Raw genomic sequence first — 13834 nt, 5'->3', positions numbered from 1 at the left:
TGCGCCCTGAAGCCTTAGGCGCGCGCACTGGCGCTCCGCAATGCGCGCATGCCATCAAGCCTGTGGCGCCGCGCCCTGAAGCCTTAGGCGCCCTCAACCTCGCTGCTAGAACCCCGCGTATTGAAGGAGACCTTCCAGTCCGACGCCCCGACGTCGGACTTGGCCTGGGTCGGGATGGCGGTCAGCTCCAAGGTCCCGACCTCAGACACCGCGGCCCGCAGCCGCACCGGAACCACCTCACTGCGCTTGAGCTTGTCGGCAGGCAGGTTGGTCTGGATCTCTTCCATCTCCTCCAACTCATCGTCCGACCATTCCTCGAGCAGATCGCCGACCTGATCTTCGCGGCGGACGCTCGAGCCGAAGAACCGAAACCGGACCGGCTCACCCACCACCAGCCCAAACTCCTGCGGCGGCATCACCGGCTCGCTACCCTCTTCCAATCCGAAAGGCACCACGCAGAGCGCATGCAGCTCCGGCTCCATGCCGGGGATGGCGGGCATGCTGCGCTCGATACCCACATAGTAGGAGTGTGAGGTGCCACCCCGGATACGCACGCCGCCATGATTGCGCGCGTAGGCATAGAAGGCCGCACCACGCGCCACCGCCAGATCCATATCGTGCGCCTCCAGCAGCCGCGCCGGTGGCGCGTCCTCGGCCGCTAGCCACTGATTGAGCACCTGCAGCACGCGATCGCGCAAGACTTGGGCGTTGAAGACACCACCATTGAATAGCACCGCGGTGGGATGCAGAAAGCTCGCCCAGTGCGGATGCTCGACAAAGCCCTCGAGGTCTTCGGTCGCGCCCGCCTGCTTGCTCAAGAAGGCGGCCAGATGTCGCGTTACGGCTGGGTCTTGGGCGAATGGCAATCCGACCTTGGTCAAGGCACCACGCGCCCGCTGGGCGGGCCGCTCATCGACCGAGACCTCGGGGAAGAAGCCGTTGATCAGAGTCGTCGCGACCTCGTCTCGGGTCAATTCGGTGCGAATCGAGCCACCGATCAGCTTTGCACCGCGACTGGGCACCACGATCGGCACCGAGGCCAGCTCGGCATCGGCCAGCAGGGCCTCCTTGGCCACGCGGCAGCCGTGGGTCAGGGCCTGCAGCTGCCAGCGGTCGAGCTCGACCCCGCTCTGCTTGAGCTTCTGCCTGACGACATGGGCCAGGGTGAGGTCCATGTTGTCGCCGCCGAGCAGGATATGCTCGCCGACCGCAACGCGAGTCAGCTCCAGCGCCCCATCCTGCTCGGTCACCGCGATCAGCGAGAAGTCCGAGGTACCGCCACCGAGATCCATCACGAGGATGATATCGCCGACCTTCACGTCGTGGCGCCAACGCCCGACGCTATCGTTGACCCAGCTATACAGCGCAGCCTGTGGCTCTTCAAGCAGCACCAGGTTCTCGATACCGACCGCCTTGGCGGCCTCGGCGGTGAGTTCGCGTGCTGCGGGGTCGAACGAGGCCGGTACGGTCACGGTGACATCTTGCTCGTTGAGCGGATCATAGGGATGCACCCCGTTCCAGGCCTCGCGCAGATGGCTCAGATAGAGCACGCTCGCCTCGAACGGCGAGATCTGGGGCACATCGGCCGGGACTTCGGGCGGCAAGATCGCCGCCTTGCGATCGACGTCCGGATGACAGAGCCAACTCTTGGCGCTAGACACCAGCCGGATCGGCGTCGTCAGCCCTTGGCGGCGCGCGTGTTCACCGATCAACCGGGTCGGATCGCCTCCCCAGGGTAAGGTCAGGTCGCCAGGCTTGTGCTCGTCCGGATGCGGCAGGTAGAGGAAAGACGGCAGCAGCGGGCGGTCTTCGACCGAGCCAGCCGCGGTCAGCTGCGGGATTCTGAGGATGCTCTGATCGACCTCCTCACCCTCGCATTTCGCCGTCTCGACATAGGACAGCGCCGAGTGGGTGGTCCCGAGATCGATCCCGATGGCATAGCGTGCACTCACAGCTCCACCTCCGCAGGTGCCAGGATTCTCACGTCATGACTACTTGCTACCTGCGGCAGACGCACCTCAACGGCACGCCAGCCGCGATGGACCAAGGCACCGGTGAACGGCGGCTCGCCAATCACCTGGCCCGTCGGCCGCTCGGCAGCAGGATCAAAACCCTTGTTCAGAGTCACCGTGCTGCCCTCGGCCTCAGGACGCACCGGGGCGATGCTAAGGTGATCGTTGAGGACGCGTTGGCACCCTTCGTGCACTACCCGCGCCGCAGCGCCCACCTCGTGATCCCCGTAGCTCGAGACCTCCTCTTGCAGGAAGTCGAGGAACCGACCCTCCTTCTGCAACAGCGAAAGCAGCACCAGCGCTGAATCCGGGCCCGCCTCCTGCAACACGGCCGCCGGCAGTGGCGCGGGCGTCGGCTGCTTCGCGGCGGCAGCAGCGGGAAGGCTCGATGCACGATCGATGTACAGATCGGTGAGTCGCTGTGCGTAATTGGCATCGGCCATGGCCCGAGCAAAGCTGTAGGACGCAATCGGCAACCGCTTCAGCACAATCCAGGTCTCGCGCGCGGCAATACCAAACCAGTGGCGCGCCAAGGCCCAGCCCTTTATAGACAATCGCTTGGCTTGCTGCATCAGCGGTTTTAGCCGCTGCGACAGTGGTTGCAGCCGCTGCAACAGCGACGGCTTCTGATCGGTCATCTGAACGGTCCTCTTCTCGGGCGATTAAGATCAATCATCGTCAAAACGCCATAGTACCGCGCCAGCTTGATGTACATCATCCGTGATTGCCCGATGCGGCTCTTTAGACTGGCATAATCCGGCCTCAAACTCCCATCTTCCGCAGCTGTACCTGGGAGCGCAGCGCCAGATGATCGACCACAGACAAGATCAGGTGCCGATGGTCGCAACCGCCGACGAGCGCAGCGAGATGGTCGCGGTCGCCGCCTACTATCTCGCCGAACATCGCGGATTCGTGGCTGGCAACGCAACCGACGATTGGCTCAAGGCCGAACAGCAGATCGACCACATGCTCGAGACGGTTCGACGTCAAGGTATCTCGCGCTCACAGTTTGAGCGTACCGGACTGCGCAACGCGCTCAGACTCTGGCATTCGCCACAATCAAAATAGACCGATGCGTGAGCCATGACGCTCCGGAGCCAGGAAGGAAGGCCCGATCGAGGCTGACGCAACCACTTGGCAATACTCGGGGCGTTACCGTAGTATCCGCCTTCAGAAAAGCAACGATAACGGACTCGGCTCTTCACGAGACCGGCTCCACGGGCCTAAACACGCTAGCTGATCCGGGCTGACTCAGCCTGGCTCTTCAGGCCATACGATTACCATTGTCGCGAGGGTTGTCATGCCTACCTCCAAAGGGCAGAACGCTGAAAGCCCCCCAAAGCGCGGTCAGCGCGTGGGAATTCTGCTCGTCAGCGTCCTCTTTATTGCCGGCATCGGCTTTGCTGGACTGTTCAATGCCGGCATCGCCTATACCAACGAAACGGAGTTTTGCGTCTCCTGCCACTCCCTGCAGATCCCCTACGAAGAATATAAAGAGAGTCTGCACTTCAAGAATCAATCGGGCGTCCAGACCAGCTGCGCCGACTGCCACGTGCCGAAACCCTTCGTGCCGAAGATGATCGCGAAGGTTGTCGCGATGAAGGATGTCTATCACGAACTCGCCGGCACCATCGATACCCCGGAAAAGTACGAAGCACATCGCTGGGACATGGCCTCTCGAGTCTGGGCGAAGATGGAGCGAACGGACTCCCGCGAGTGCCGCAGCTGCCATGACTACGAGGACATGGACCTCTCTGAACAAGGTCGCTCGGCGCGCAGCCGCCATGCGAGCGCCGAGGAGCGTGGCAAGACGTGCATCGATTGCCACAAAGGCATCGCCCACTACGAGCCACTACCACCCCGGGATGACTGATCCATGGACAGTCATCGAGTGCACGGTCATCCGCAGCGAGGCATCCGACGATGAACACTCAGCGCTCGTTTCTACTGGCCTTCGTTAGCCTGTTGATCCTGGCCGCGCCAGCCTTGGCCGGCGCTGCCGATCTCGATCGCGAGATGCGGCTGGCCGCGATGATCGGCGATACCGAATCCGTAGCCGCACTCCTCGACCAGGGTGCCGATGTCAACTCCAGTAGTACCTTCGGCAAGACCGCACTGATGGATGCGGTCGAGGGTGGCAACCTGGAGACCGTCGCGCTGCTGCTATCGCGCGGCGCTGATGTCAATGCCCGCACGGTCGCCGGCTGCAGCGCGCTCACCTTCGCCGCCGAGAATGGCCATTATGGCATCAGCGCCTTGCTCATCGAGCGTGGCGCCCATGTCCACGATCGCACCCGCGCTGGCTGGGATGCGCTGATGATCAGCGCCCGCTATGGCCTGCGCGAGATCGTCGAGCAACTGCTGTTTCGCGGCGCCGACCCCAAGGCCGCCGACAAGGACGGGCGCACCGCGTTGATGCAAGCCGCCGCCAAGGGCTACCCCGAGGTCGTCGCCCTGCTGGCGCAGCATGGCGCCGCGATCGATGCGCGTGACCATGAGGGCGCGACGGCGCTGATCATCGCCGCCGACAACGGCCATCCCGAGGTGGTGAAGACGCTGATCGGGCTCGGTGCCGATCTGAACGCCCGCGACGAGTTGGGCGCCACCGCCCTGATGTGGTCGGTCAGCCACGGCTTCAGCGAGATCACCAACACGCTGTTGGCGCAGGGCGCCGATCCAAATCTGCAAGACAACGACGGCACTTCGGCGCTGATGGAGGCCGTCAGCAGCCATCACAACGCGATGATTCGCCCGCTGCTCGAGCATCAGGCCAACCCAGCGCTGACCAATGCGCAGGGTCACACCGCCGCCGACCTCGCGCGTGCCAGCGACAACACAGAGGCAATCGATTTCATGAGGCAGCCATGACCGCACAACCGGCTCGCCTCGAACCCCATGCGCATGACGCGGCGACCAGGGGCCGCGTTTGTGCATACCGGGACGGGGGACCTTGCTCCGTACCCAAGCTCGCAAATCCCCATAGGAGGAAGCATGGCCAAGAAATCACTCAAGCTGGCTCTTGCAGGCGGGGCGCTTGCCCTCGGCCTGTCGTCCGGTGCCTTTGCCGCAGAGATCGCCAGTGGCAAGATGCTGGTCGACACTTGCGCTGGCTGCCACGGCACCAACGGCAATAGCGTCGGCCCCGCCTCGCCCAGTATCGCCGGCATGGACCCACTGGTGTTCGTCGACATGATGCTCGCATTCCAGAGCGGCGACACCTACTCGACCATCATGGGCCGGATCGCGCGCGGCTACACCGAAGACGAGTTCATCGAGATGGGCGAGTATCTCAAGGAACAGCCATTTGTACCCGTTAAGCAAGACTTTGACGAAGCCCTCGTCGCCGACGGCGAGGCCTACCACGAGAAGTTCTGCTCTAACTGCCACGAAGAAGGCGGCAAGGCGCTCGCCGATGTCGAGGATTACATCATCCTGGCCGGCCAATGGACCCCCTACCTCCAGTACGCGATGGAAGACTTCATGGAAGAGCGCCGGATGCTGCCGAAGAAGATGGGCCGCAAGCTTGAGCAGATGATCGAAGAGCAGGGTGACAAGTCACTGGATGCCCTCTACGCCTACTACGCCAGCCAGCAAGACTATAAGCAGGAGTGAGTGCAGATGACCATGAATAGACGAGATTTCGTCAAGACCACTGGCGCTGTCGCGGCGGTCAGTGCGTTCGGATTTCCGCATATCGCCCGTGCTCAGGGGAAGAAGGTGGTCATCGTTGGTGGTGGCACCGGTGGCGCCACCGCAGCCCGTTACCTCAAGCTGGCCGACGAGAGCATCGAGGTCACCATCGTCGAGCCGAACGAAACCTATTACACCTGCTACATGAGCAACGAGGTCATCAGCGGCGCGCGCAAGATCGAGTCGATCCAGGTCGGCTACGATGCCATCAAAGCGCTCGGCATCAATGTCGTCTTCGACAAGGCGACTGCCATCGATCCCGAAAAGAAGGTGGTCAAGACCGCAGGTGGCCAGGAGCTTGCCTACGACCGCGCAATCGTTGCCCCTGGCGTTTCGATGCTCTACGACAAGATCGAGGGCTACAGCGCCGAGGTCGCCGAGAAGCTGCCGCACGCCTGGAAGGCCGGCGAGCAGACCCGCATCCTGCGCAGCCAGCTCGAGGCCATGGACGATGGCGGCGTGGTGCTCATCTCAGCACCCGCGAACCCCTTCCGCTGCCCGCCAGGCCCATATGAGCGCGCGAGTCAGATCGCGATGTACCTGAAGGAGAACAAGCCGAAGTCGAAGGTCATGATCCTCGACACCAAACAGGTCTTTTCAAAGCAGGGCCTGTTCACCCAGGGTTGGGAGAAACTCTATGGCTATGGCACCGAGAACGCGATGATCGAATGGCTGGCCGGCCCCGACTCTGCCGTGGTCGCCGTCGATGCCGACGCGATGACGGTTGAAACCAGCTTCGGCGACGAGATCGAAGGCGCGGTCATCAATATCATTCCCCCTCAGGCTGCAGGCCAGATCGCACTCGATGCCGGCCTAGCGGATGACAGCGGCTGGTGCCCGGTCGACATGAAGACCTTCGAGTCGACCCTGCACGAGGGCATCCATGTGATCGGTGATGCCTGCATCGCGACCAAGATGCCAAAATCGGGTTACTCCGCGAACAGCCAAGCCAAGGTTGCCGCGGCCGCGGTGATCGCACTGCTCAACGACAAGGAGCCCGGCATCCCGGCCTACGTCAACACCTGCTACTCGATCATCGGCAAGGACTATGGCATCTCGGTGGCCGCCGTCTATCGGCTCAGCGAGGATGGCTCGGTCATCGATAGTGTCGAGGGTTCCGGTGGTCTGACACCTTCGGATGCGCCTGATTTCGCCCTCAAGCGCGAGGTCCAGTACGCCTACAGCTGGTACAACAACATCGTCGCCGATTCATTCGGGACCTGAACGCGGCGCGAAAGGATTCGGCTGAGCCAATCCATCCCTGACACTCACTGAAGACGCAAACAAGGGGCCAGAGGCCCCTTGTTTGCTCAGGCCACCCTCGACCCTGTGGGTTTCGAGGATGGATCAGCCGCGCTCCAGGAGCGTCCGCAGATCAATGATTGCCGCATTGGCACGCCCCATATAGGACGCCAGAATGAGTGAGTGATTGGCGAGCACGCCAAAGCCGTGGCCGTTCAGTACCATGGGGCTGTATTTGCGCACCGTCGCTTTCTCGAGCTCACGAATGATCTGTTGCATCGAGACCTCGGCATTCTTGTCTTCCAATACCTTGCGGAACTCGATCTCGATCGCTTGCATCATGTGCAGCAAAGCCCAGCTATAACCGCGTGCCTGGTAGAAGACATCGTCGATCTGGGTCCAGGGTGTGCGGTCGAGCACGACCGGTGCCACAACGCCACTCTGGGGTGCGTTCATGTTACCGGCCATTTCAGCTTCCTTGCCCTCGAGGGTTGAGGCCAGCGCGGGATCGGCAACGCTCGCCGCCAACTGTTGGCCAAAGCTACCAAGCCGTTTCTCGATAACCATCAGGTAAGCACGCAGATTGTCGGCGCGCGCGAAGAAGCCCGCGTTGCTATCTTTTTTCATGAGGGCGGCGAGATAGCCCTCCAGCTGCTTGGCGCCATCACGATACATCTCCTCGGAGGAGGGCAAGATCCAGGCATTGGAGCTGAAGGCGAAGTCAGAGTCTGCGTTCTTTAGATAGTCGCTCTCGATCGACTGGCTCTGCGAGCGGCTGAAATCATTGCGCAACGCGCGGACGGTGTCCCGCAGTTCGGTCAACACGCCATACTCCCAGTTAGGCATGTTGTCCATCAAGATCCCTGGGGGCAGCACATCGTTCCTGGTAAAGCCGCCTGGCTTTTTCAGAAGGGTCTCAGCCACCCTAATCGCGGTCGACACATAGACGTCACCCGAAAGCTTGGCGAGGGCTTCGCGGCCGCTGCCGGTGACCGCATCCTCACCCGCGCGCTCCTTGGCGTTCGCAATCACGTCAAAGGGTTTCGGCTGCACCGACCAGTACATGCCAAGCCCGGTGATGACGAGCAGGATAACGACACCCCCAACGAGTAGGAGATGAATGGGACTGCGCCCAGATTTCGACGCCGACGCAGCCGGCGCCTCCCGTGCGGTTGAGGACGCCGAATCAGGCGTCTCGGAAGTCTTGTTGCTATTCATACGTAGAAGTACCTAGACCTGAGGGGTGTGAAAAGAAACGGGGACTGTGCTCATGTCTTACCGAAGACCAAGATTGAAAACGAGCACGAAAATGCTTACTGTTCCCCGTAGCAATGCCCTTGAAAAACCCAACCCGGTAGACCAACCTTGCAAGCACAGTGGATAGGGTACCATCGAGTAGTGGGAAGAAACCAAGATGAGTAGGCACCTCGCGTGGCTGCGGCCGATCCGCATCTTCCTCACGCTCGCGGTGCTGTGGCTGGTCATCGCGGGTCCTGAGCTAAGCAGCTGGATCATCGGGGTGCCGGCACTGCTGTTCGCGACTTGGAGCACGATGACCCTGACGGGCGATCGCCATGCTGCTGACCGCACCCCGTATCGATCGCGTCTCAGGCTGGGCGGATTGCTCCGTTTTCTCCCCTTCTTCGCGATCGAGTCGGTTCGTGGAGGCCTTGATGTGGCCTCCCGTGTGATGCGGCCTCGGCTGCGCATTGATCCAGGGTTCCAATCTTACCAGATGCACCTGTCCAATCCGATTGCCCGTGTCGTCTTCCTCGACAGCATCAGCCTGCTTCCTGGAACCCTGAGCGCCGATCTCGTCAATGACCAGATCGAAGTCCATGCGCTGGACGCCAGCCACGATCTGTCGCCGAGCCTGCAACGTCTCGAGCGGGTGGTCGCTCAGCTCTTCGTTGAGGCTGAGCCAGGGAAGCTGACGGCCTCATGAACATGTCGGCAGTCTTCCTCGGCCTCGCACTGCTGCTGCTAGTGACCATGGCGGCAGGTCTGCTGCGGATCATCATTGGCCCGAGCCCGGCCGATCGCATGATGGCCGCTCAGCTCCTCGGTACCTCTGGTATCGGCGTGCTGGTCCTGCTGTCGTCGGCGCTCGATATGCCAGCGCTGATCGATGTCGGCCTGATCTTCGCTTTGTTGGCAGCCGTTTCGGTCACCGCTTTTACGCGGCGTCGGATCGATCAAGACCCCTCCTGAGCCCAAGATGGATAGCCTAACCCTTGATCTGGTGATCTCCGTCTATTCGATCCTGTTTGGGTTTGCGGGGGCCTTTTTCTTTATCGCGGGGACTGTCGGCGTACTACGACTGCCCGATATCTTCACCCGCCTGCACGCGCTCACCAAGGCTGATAACCTTGGCCTTGGCCTGATCTTGCTCGCGCTGCTACCGCATGCCCCAAACCTCTTCTACGGTATCAAGCTCTTGCTACTCTGGTGGCTGGTGCTGCTCGCGGGCGCGACGGGCGCTCATCTTATCGCGCAGTGTGCCCTGCGTGGTAACAGCCAGGACAGGTGATCATGTCCCTCCTACTCTTCGTCTTTGATAGCATCCTGCTGTTGACCTTACTGGGCCTTGCAACCGCGGCCGTGCTCAGCCCAGAGCCGCGTAATGCGGTGATGCTCTTCATCGCCTTTGGTCTTTGGCTCTCGTTGGTCTGGGCGCGCCTGGGCGCGCCTGATGTGGCCCTGGCCGAAGCCGCCATCGGCGCTGGGATTGGCGGCGCCCTGATGCTCGCAGCCGCGCGTCGGAGCGCGCGTCGCGATAACCGTCGCGATAACCGTCGCGATAACCGTCGCGATAACCGTCGCGATGTCAGTTGTCAGGATGCGCAATGAACCGTGATCTCTCCCTGCTCATCGGCATCCTGGTGTCGCTGTTAGCACTGCTGTTGATCTGGATCTTCTACACAACCTTAGCGGCTGATCCAGGCCCTAGGCTGGCGCCCCTGGCCCTTGAGCAGTTACCCAATAGCGGTGTCAGTCACCCTGTTACCGCCGTGCTGCTGAACTACCGCGCTTACGACACCCTGCTTGAGCTGGCTGTTTTGTTGGCCGCGATTCTCGGCATCTGGTCACTGGGCCCGGCCCCCTCGGGCTTCCAGCCTGCGGGTCCGGCATTGACGGTCTTGGCCAACTGGATCGTGCCCCTAGCGATCATCACCGGTGGTTACCTGCTCTGGGTCGGCGGCCATGCCCCCGGTGGCGCCTTTCAAGCCGGAGCCTTGCTTGGCTCAGCGGGCGTCATCTTGCGCCTCGCCGGCCATGAGCGCGCCGGCTTGCCGAACGAGGCGGCCCAGCGCTGGCTTGTCGTCGCAGGGGTTGGCCTGTTCCTGTTGGTGGGACTGCTCTTGGCCGTCTTCGGAGCGGGGTTCCTGACCTATCCCAAGGCAAGCGCTAAGTGGCTAATCCTGCTGATTGAGACGGCTGCAACCATCGCCATTGGTAGCACCCTTGCCGCGGCCTATGTTGGCGGTCGCCCGCCCTTGGCGCAGTCAACCTCTGCCGCTTCCAAGGACTTAGGCGCATGACGGCAGCCTTTCTCTACGGGGCCGCGGGCCTGCTGTTATTTGCACTCGGCCTCTGGTCATTGCTAGTGCATGAGCCTTTGCTGCGCAAGCTGATCGCGTTCAACATCATGGGCAGCGGCGTCTTCCATCTGTTCATTGCCGTCGCCCACCGCAGCGATGGCTCATCGCCTGATCCGGTGCCGCATGCCTTGGTGCTGACCGGGATCGTCGTCGCTGTCAGCGCAACCGCCCTCGCCTTGGCGCTGAATAGCCGCCTTGAAGAGGCGGACGCTAAGGCGTCTTCCAGCAAGACGACACCATCCGGCGCGCCTGAGCCCAACACGACAGCGCGAACCGGCCTGCCTAAACCCTCATCCAACGGCGCCAACCGCCTGCGCTGGCCAAGCCGATGATCAGCAACAGTCTCGTCCTGCCGATCGCCCTGCCCCTGTTGGGTGCACTCCTGGTCGTCGCGCTGCCACGCAAGATGCCGATTCTGGGCGCGCTTGCTGCCCTCGCCACCACCGGCAGTGGACTTTGGGTAACCGCGCAGACCTGGCTGCAGGCTGACCTCGGCGTCGTCCTTGGTGGCTGGGGTCTTCCGCTCGGCATCGGTCTCGCCGCCGACGGCCTCTCAGCCGCCTTCCTGGCCATGAGCAGCCTGGTCGGGCTCGGCACCAGCATCTATGCCATCGGCTATTTCGCCGGCAGTGAGCGGTGCAACCATTTCTGGCCGTTGTGGTTCCTCCTCTGGGCCTCGCTGAACGGTGTCTTCCTGGCCGCAGACCTCTTCAATCTCTACGTGATGTTGGAGCTGCTCGGCCTCAGCGCGGCGGCCCTCGGCGCGCTCACCGGCAGTCGCGCGGCGGTGGAAGCAAATCTGCGTTATCTCCTGGTCGGCCTGCTCGGCTCGATCACCTACCTGCTCGGGGTCGCGCTGCTCTACGCCGGTTATGGCACGCTCGATATCGGCCTGCTCAGCGAACGCATCCAGCCCTCACCGCTGGCCGCAGGCGCCTTGGTGCTGATGGTCGTAGGGCTGGCGCTCAAGGCGGCGCTGTTTCCGATGCACTTCTGGCTGCCACCGGCCCATGCCAACGCCCCGGCCCCGGTCAGCGCCGTGCTCTCGGCATTGGTGGTGAAGACCGCCTTCTATCTGATCCTCCGGCTTTGGCTGGATCTCTTTCCCGCCGAGCTCAGCAATGCCGCCGCCGCCTTTGTGCTGGGTGTCCTCGGTGCCGGCGCTGTGCTTTGGGGCTCTTGGCGGGCGCTGCGCGCTGAGCGCCTCAAGTTGCTCGCCGCCTATTCCACGGTTGCCCAGATCGGCTACCTATTCCTGTTTTTCCCGCTGATTCAGGCGACCCCAGCGGGAATCGCGCGCGATGATCTCATCGCCGCCTGCGTGTTGATGGCGCTGACGCACGGCTTCGCCAAGGCCGGGTTCTTCCTCGCCGCCGGCCTGGTGCAGCAGAAGGCCGGACATGACCGCATCGACGCGCTTGGCGGGACAGCACAAAGCATGCCCGCCACCACCTTCAGCATCGCGCTCGCCGGATCGGCCCTGATCGGCTTGCCACCAAGCGGTAGCTTCATCGCCAAATGGGTGATGATGCGCGGCGCCTTCGAGGCTGGCCAATGGTGGTGGCTGATCATCATCAGCACCGGCACCTTGCTTGCGGCCGCTTATATCTTTCGCGTCCTGAGCCGTGCCTTCGGCCAAGAGCCGACACCACAGTGTTTCTTGACCGATGCCCGCGCCGAGATCCCCGCGCTGCTGCTGGCCTTCGCCTCGGTCGCCCTGCTCGGGCTCGCCGCGGGTCCCGTCTGGTCGCTGCTCGGCTTCCAAGGAGCGCCAGCATGAGTCAATTACTGAGTTGGACCGCCTTGCTGCCCGGCGCCATCCTCTTGAGTTCTCTGATTCCCGGCGCGCTGATCTTCTTGCTCAAGGAAGAAAGCCACATCCTGCGCAGCCTGCTCAACATGGCCGGCGCCATCATCAAGCTGATCTTGGTGGCGGTGCTGATCTGGGGTGTCTACCTCGGCGGCGTCTTTGAGACGCGCATCACCATCGCGCCAGGGCTGGATCTGGTGCTCCACGCCGATGCGCTCTCGGTGCTCTTCGTCACCCTCTCCACGGTGCTCTGGCTGGTGACGACCATCTACGCCATCGGCTATCTGGAGCATTCACCGAACCGCAGCCGGTTCTTCGGCTTCTTCAGCCTCTGCGTCTCCGCGACCGTCGGTATTGCGCTAGCCGGGAACCTGCTGACCTTCGTCATCTTCTACGAGATCCTCACCTTGGCGACCTATCCGCTGGTGGCGCATCGCGGCACGCCCGATGCGACGCGTGGCGCCAAGATCTATCTCGCCTATACCATGGCCGGCGGGGTTGCGTTGCTGATCGGCGCCGTCTGGCTGCGCTCGCTGACCGGGCCCGTTGACTTTGTCGAACGCGGCGTATTGAGCGCGATGCCCGCATCACTGCATCCGCAATTGATCGCGATCTTCCTGTTTCTGCTGGTGGGCCTAGGAGTCAAGGCGGCACTCTTTCCATTGCACGGATGGCTGCCACAGTCGATGGTGGCACCGGCACCGGTGAGTTCATTGCTGCATGCGGTCGCGGTGGTCAAGGCCGGCGCCTTTGGCATCGTGCGCGTCGTCTATGACGTCTACGGGGTCGAATTTGCCTCCGAGCTTGGGCTCTTGACCATCCTCGGTGTCATGGCCTCGATTACCATTGTCTATGGCTCGGTGATGGCGCTGACCCAGGATGGCCTCAAGAAACGGCTCGCCTACTCGACCGTCAGCCAGGTCTCGTACATCGCCCTCGGCGCCTCGATCCTCGGCCCCATCGCCACCATCGGTGGCATGGTGCACCTGGTCCACCAAGGCATCATGAAGATCACGCTGTTCTTCTGCGCCGGTAACTATGCCGAGACCCTTGGCGTGCACAAGGTCAGCCAGATGGATGGCGTCGGCCGGCGGATGCCCTGGACCACCATGGCCTTCACCGTCGGCGCGCTCGGCATGATCGGCATCCCGCCCATCGCGGGCTTTGTCAGCAAGTGGTATCTCGGACTCGGCGCCGTAGACGCCGGGCAATACTGGGTGTTGGTGATCCTGGCCGCGAGCACGCTGCTCAATGCGGGCTATTTTCTCCCCATTCTGTACAAGGCCTGGTTCCGCGATCCGCCCGATGAGTGGCCGAAGGAGCACCTCTTCGGTGGCCGCTTCGAGACCATGGGCGCATTGCTCTGGCCGCCGGTGATCACCGCGGCACTCTGCCTGATCGCCGGACTGCTGGCCGCCGCCCCCTTTAGCCCGCTCGAATGGGCGACACTGATCGCTCGACGCGAATATGCGCCCTGA

General features: G+C 62.5%; 16 protein-coding genes. 13 read left to right on the top strand and 3 right to left on the bottom strand.

Going from position 1 to position 13834, the window contains the following annotated elements:
* Positions 1 to 83: 83 nt before the first annotated feature.
* Positions 84 to 1952, bottom strand: coding sequence for an Hsp70 family protein (locus CCR96_RS13420; protein ID WP_201220628.1), 1869 nt, complete (start codon positions 1950 to 1952; stop codon positions 84 to 86).
* Positions 1949 to 2650, bottom strand: coding sequence for a DUF2760 domain-containing protein (locus CCR96_RS13415; RefSeq protein WP_242519079.1), 702 nt, complete (start codon positions 2648 to 2650; stop codon positions 1949 to 1951). Before CCR96_RS13415 ends, CCR96_RS13420 begins: the two co-directional genes overlap by 4 nt.
* A gap of 169 nt (positions 2651 to 2819) precedes the next feature.
* On the opposite strand from CCR96_RS13415, the gene CCR96_RS13410 reads away from it, so the two are divergent.
* The 5 genes from CCR96_RS13410 (at position 2820) to CCR96_RS13390 (ending at position 6926) form a co-directional block, all read left to right on the top strand.
* Positions 2820 to 3080: a DUF2934 domain-containing protein gene (locus CCR96_RS13410; RefSeq protein WP_201220627.1), complete on the top strand. Its 261-nt coding sequence runs from the start codon at positions 2820 to 2822 to the stop codon at positions 3078 to 3080.
* Positions 3081 to 3312: 232 nt separating this feature from the next.
* Positions 3313 to 3885: a NapC/NirT family cytochrome c gene (locus CCR96_RS13405; protein WP_201220626.1), complete on the top strand. Its 573-nt coding sequence runs from the start codon at positions 3313 to 3315 to the stop codon at positions 3883 to 3885.
* A 50-nt stretch (positions 3886 to 3935) separates the two neighbouring features.
* On the top strand, positions 3936 to 4880 hold the full coding sequence (locus CCR96_RS13400) for an ankyrin repeat domain-containing protein (protein ID WP_201220625.1): 945 nt from the start codon (positions 3936 to 3938) through the stop codon (positions 4878 to 4880).
* A 123-nt stretch (positions 4881 to 5003) separates the two neighbouring features.
* Positions 5004 to 5624, top strand: a complete 621-nt coding sequence (locus CCR96_RS13395; RefSeq protein WP_201220624.1) for a c-type cytochrome — start codon at positions 5004 to 5006, stop codon at positions 5622 to 5624.
* A gap of 6 nt (positions 5625 to 5630) precedes the next feature.
* Positions 5631 to 6926, top strand: a complete 1296-nt coding sequence (locus CCR96_RS13390) for an FCSD flavin-binding domain-containing protein (RefSeq protein ID WP_201220623.1) — start codon at positions 5631 to 5633, stop codon at positions 6924 to 6926.
* Between the two features lie 123 nt (positions 6927 to 7049).
* On the opposite strand, the gene CCR96_RS13385 is transcribed toward CCR96_RS13390, so the two are convergent.
* Positions 7050 to 8162 carry a DUF2333 family protein gene (locus CCR96_RS13385; protein WP_201220622.1) on the bottom strand — a complete coding sequence of 371 codons (1113 nt, stop codon included), beginning with the start codon at positions 8160 to 8162 and terminating at the stop codon, positions 7050 to 7052.
* Positions 8163 to 8358: 196 nt separating this feature from the next.
* On the opposite strand from CCR96_RS13385, the gene CCR96_RS13380 reads away from it, so the two are divergent.
* From CCR96_RS13380 to CCR96_RS13345, 8 genes are read left to right on the top strand one after another with little or no spacing between them, the layout of a single operon-like run.
* Complete coding sequence (locus CCR96_RS13380) at positions 8359 to 8889, top strand: Na+/H+ antiporter subunit E (RefSeq protein ID WP_201220621.1); 531 nt, start codon at positions 8359 to 8361, stop codon at positions 8887 to 8889.
* Positions 8886 to 9155, top strand: coding sequence for an MrpF/PhaF family protein (locus tag CCR96_RS13375; RefSeq protein WP_338035881.1), 270 nt, complete (start codon positions 8886 to 8888; stop codon positions 9153 to 9155). Before CCR96_RS13380 ends, CCR96_RS13375 begins: the two co-directional genes overlap by 4 nt.
* Positions 9156 to 9162: 7 nt before the next feature.
* Positions 9163 to 9474: a monovalent cation/H(+) antiporter subunit G gene (locus CCR96_RS13370; RefSeq protein ID WP_201220620.1), complete on the top strand. Its 312-nt coding sequence runs from the start codon at positions 9163 to 9165 to the stop codon at positions 9472 to 9474.
* 2 nt (positions 9475 to 9476) lie between these two features.
* Complete coding sequence (locus tag CCR96_RS13365) at positions 9477 to 9794, top strand: DUF4040 domain-containing protein (protein ID WP_201220619.1); 318 nt, start codon at positions 9477 to 9479, stop codon at positions 9792 to 9794.
* Positions 9791 to 10486 carry a Na(+)/H(+) antiporter subunit B gene (locus tag CCR96_RS13360; protein ID WP_201220618.1) on the top strand — a complete coding sequence of 232 codons (696 nt, stop codon included), beginning with the start codon at positions 9791 to 9793 and terminating at the stop codon, positions 10484 to 10486. The genes CCR96_RS13365 and CCR96_RS13360 overlap by 4 nt, the downstream gene beginning before the upstream one ends.
* Entirely contained in the window at positions 10483 to 10878 is a 396-nt protein-coding gene (locus CCR96_RS13355) for a cation:proton antiporter subunit C (RefSeq protein WP_201220617.1), read from the top strand. The genes CCR96_RS13360 and CCR96_RS13355 overlap by 4 nt, the downstream gene beginning before the upstream one ends.
* On the top strand, positions 10878 to 12326 hold the full coding sequence (locus CCR96_RS13350) for a complex I subunit 5 family protein (protein WP_201220646.1): 1449 nt from the start codon (positions 10878 to 10880) through the stop codon (positions 12324 to 12326). The genes CCR96_RS13355 and CCR96_RS13350 overlap by 1 nt, the downstream gene beginning before the upstream one ends.
* Positions 12323 to 13834: a complex I subunit 5 family protein gene (locus CCR96_RS13345; protein WP_242519078.1), complete on the top strand. Its 1512-nt coding sequence runs from the start codon at positions 12323 to 12325 to the stop codon at positions 13832 to 13834. The genes CCR96_RS13350 and CCR96_RS13345 overlap by 4 nt, the downstream gene beginning before the upstream one ends.

The organism is Halochromatium roseum, from assembly GCF_016653315.1.
Lineage (GTDB): Bacteria > Pseudomonadota > Gammaproteobacteria > Chromatiales > Chromatiaceae > Lamprobacter > Lamprobacter roseus.
Note: the sequence above shows the minus strand (reverse complement) of the source record. Positions and strands in the feature narration are given on the sequence as shown.

What these genes read in the sequence shown, in the direction of transcription:
- CCR96_RS13415 (WP_242519079.1), bottom strand. Translation starts at nt 2,650, where the DNA reads ATGACCGATCAGAAGCCGTCGCTGTTGCAGCGGCTGCAACCACTGTCG.
- CCR96_RS13410 (WP_201220627.1), top strand. Translation starts at nt 2,820, where the DNA reads ATGATCGACCACAGACAAGATCAGGTGCCGATGGTCGCAACCGCCGAC.
- CCR96_RS13405 (WP_201220626.1), top strand. Translation starts at nt 3,313, where the DNA reads ATGCCTACCTCCAAAGGGCAGAACGCTGAAAGCCCCCCAAAGCGCGGT.
- CCR96_RS13400 (WP_201220625.1), top strand. Translation starts at nt 3,936, where the DNA reads ATGAACACTCAGCGCTCGTTTCTACTGGCCTTCGTTAGCCTGTTGATC.
- CCR96_RS13395 (WP_201220624.1), top strand. Translation starts at nt 5,004, where the DNA reads ATGGCCAAGAAATCACTCAAGCTGGCTCTTGCAGGCGGGGCGCTTGCC.
- CCR96_RS13390 (WP_201220623.1), top strand. Translation starts at nt 5,631, where the DNA reads ATGACCATGAATAGACGAGATTTCGTCAAGACCACTGGCGCTGTCGCG.
- CCR96_RS13385 (WP_201220622.1), bottom strand. Translation starts at nt 8,162, where the DNA reads ATGAATAGCAACAAGACTTCCGAGACGCCTGATTCGGCGTCCTCAACC.
- CCR96_RS13380 (WP_201220621.1), top strand. Translation starts at nt 8,359, where the DNA reads ATGAGTAGGCACCTCGCGTGGCTGCGGCCGATCCGCATCTTCCTCACG.
- CCR96_RS13375 (WP_338035881.1), top strand. Translation starts at nt 8,886, where the DNA reads ATGAACATGTCGGCAGTCTTCCTCGGCCTCGCACTGCTGCTGCTAGTG.
- CCR96_RS13370 (WP_201220620.1), top strand. Translation starts at nt 9,163, where the DNA reads ATGGATAGCCTAACCCTTGATCTGGTGATCTCCGTCTATTCGATCCTG.
- CCR96_RS13365 (WP_201220619.1), top strand. Translation starts at nt 9,477, where the DNA reads ATGTCCCTCCTACTCTTCGTCTTTGATAGCATCCTGCTGTTGACCTTA.
- CCR96_RS13360 (WP_201220618.1), top strand. Translation starts at nt 9,791, where the DNA reads ATGAACCGTGATCTCTCCCTGCTCATCGGCATCCTGGTGTCGCTGTTA.
- CCR96_RS13355 (WP_201220617.1), top strand. Translation starts at nt 10,483, where the DNA reads ATGACGGCAGCCTTTCTCTACGGGGCCGCGGGCCTGCTGTTATTTGCA.
- CCR96_RS13345 (WP_242519078.1), top strand. Translation starts at nt 12,323, where the DNA reads ATGAGTCAATTACTGAGTTGGACCGCCTTGCTGCCCGGCGCCATCCTC.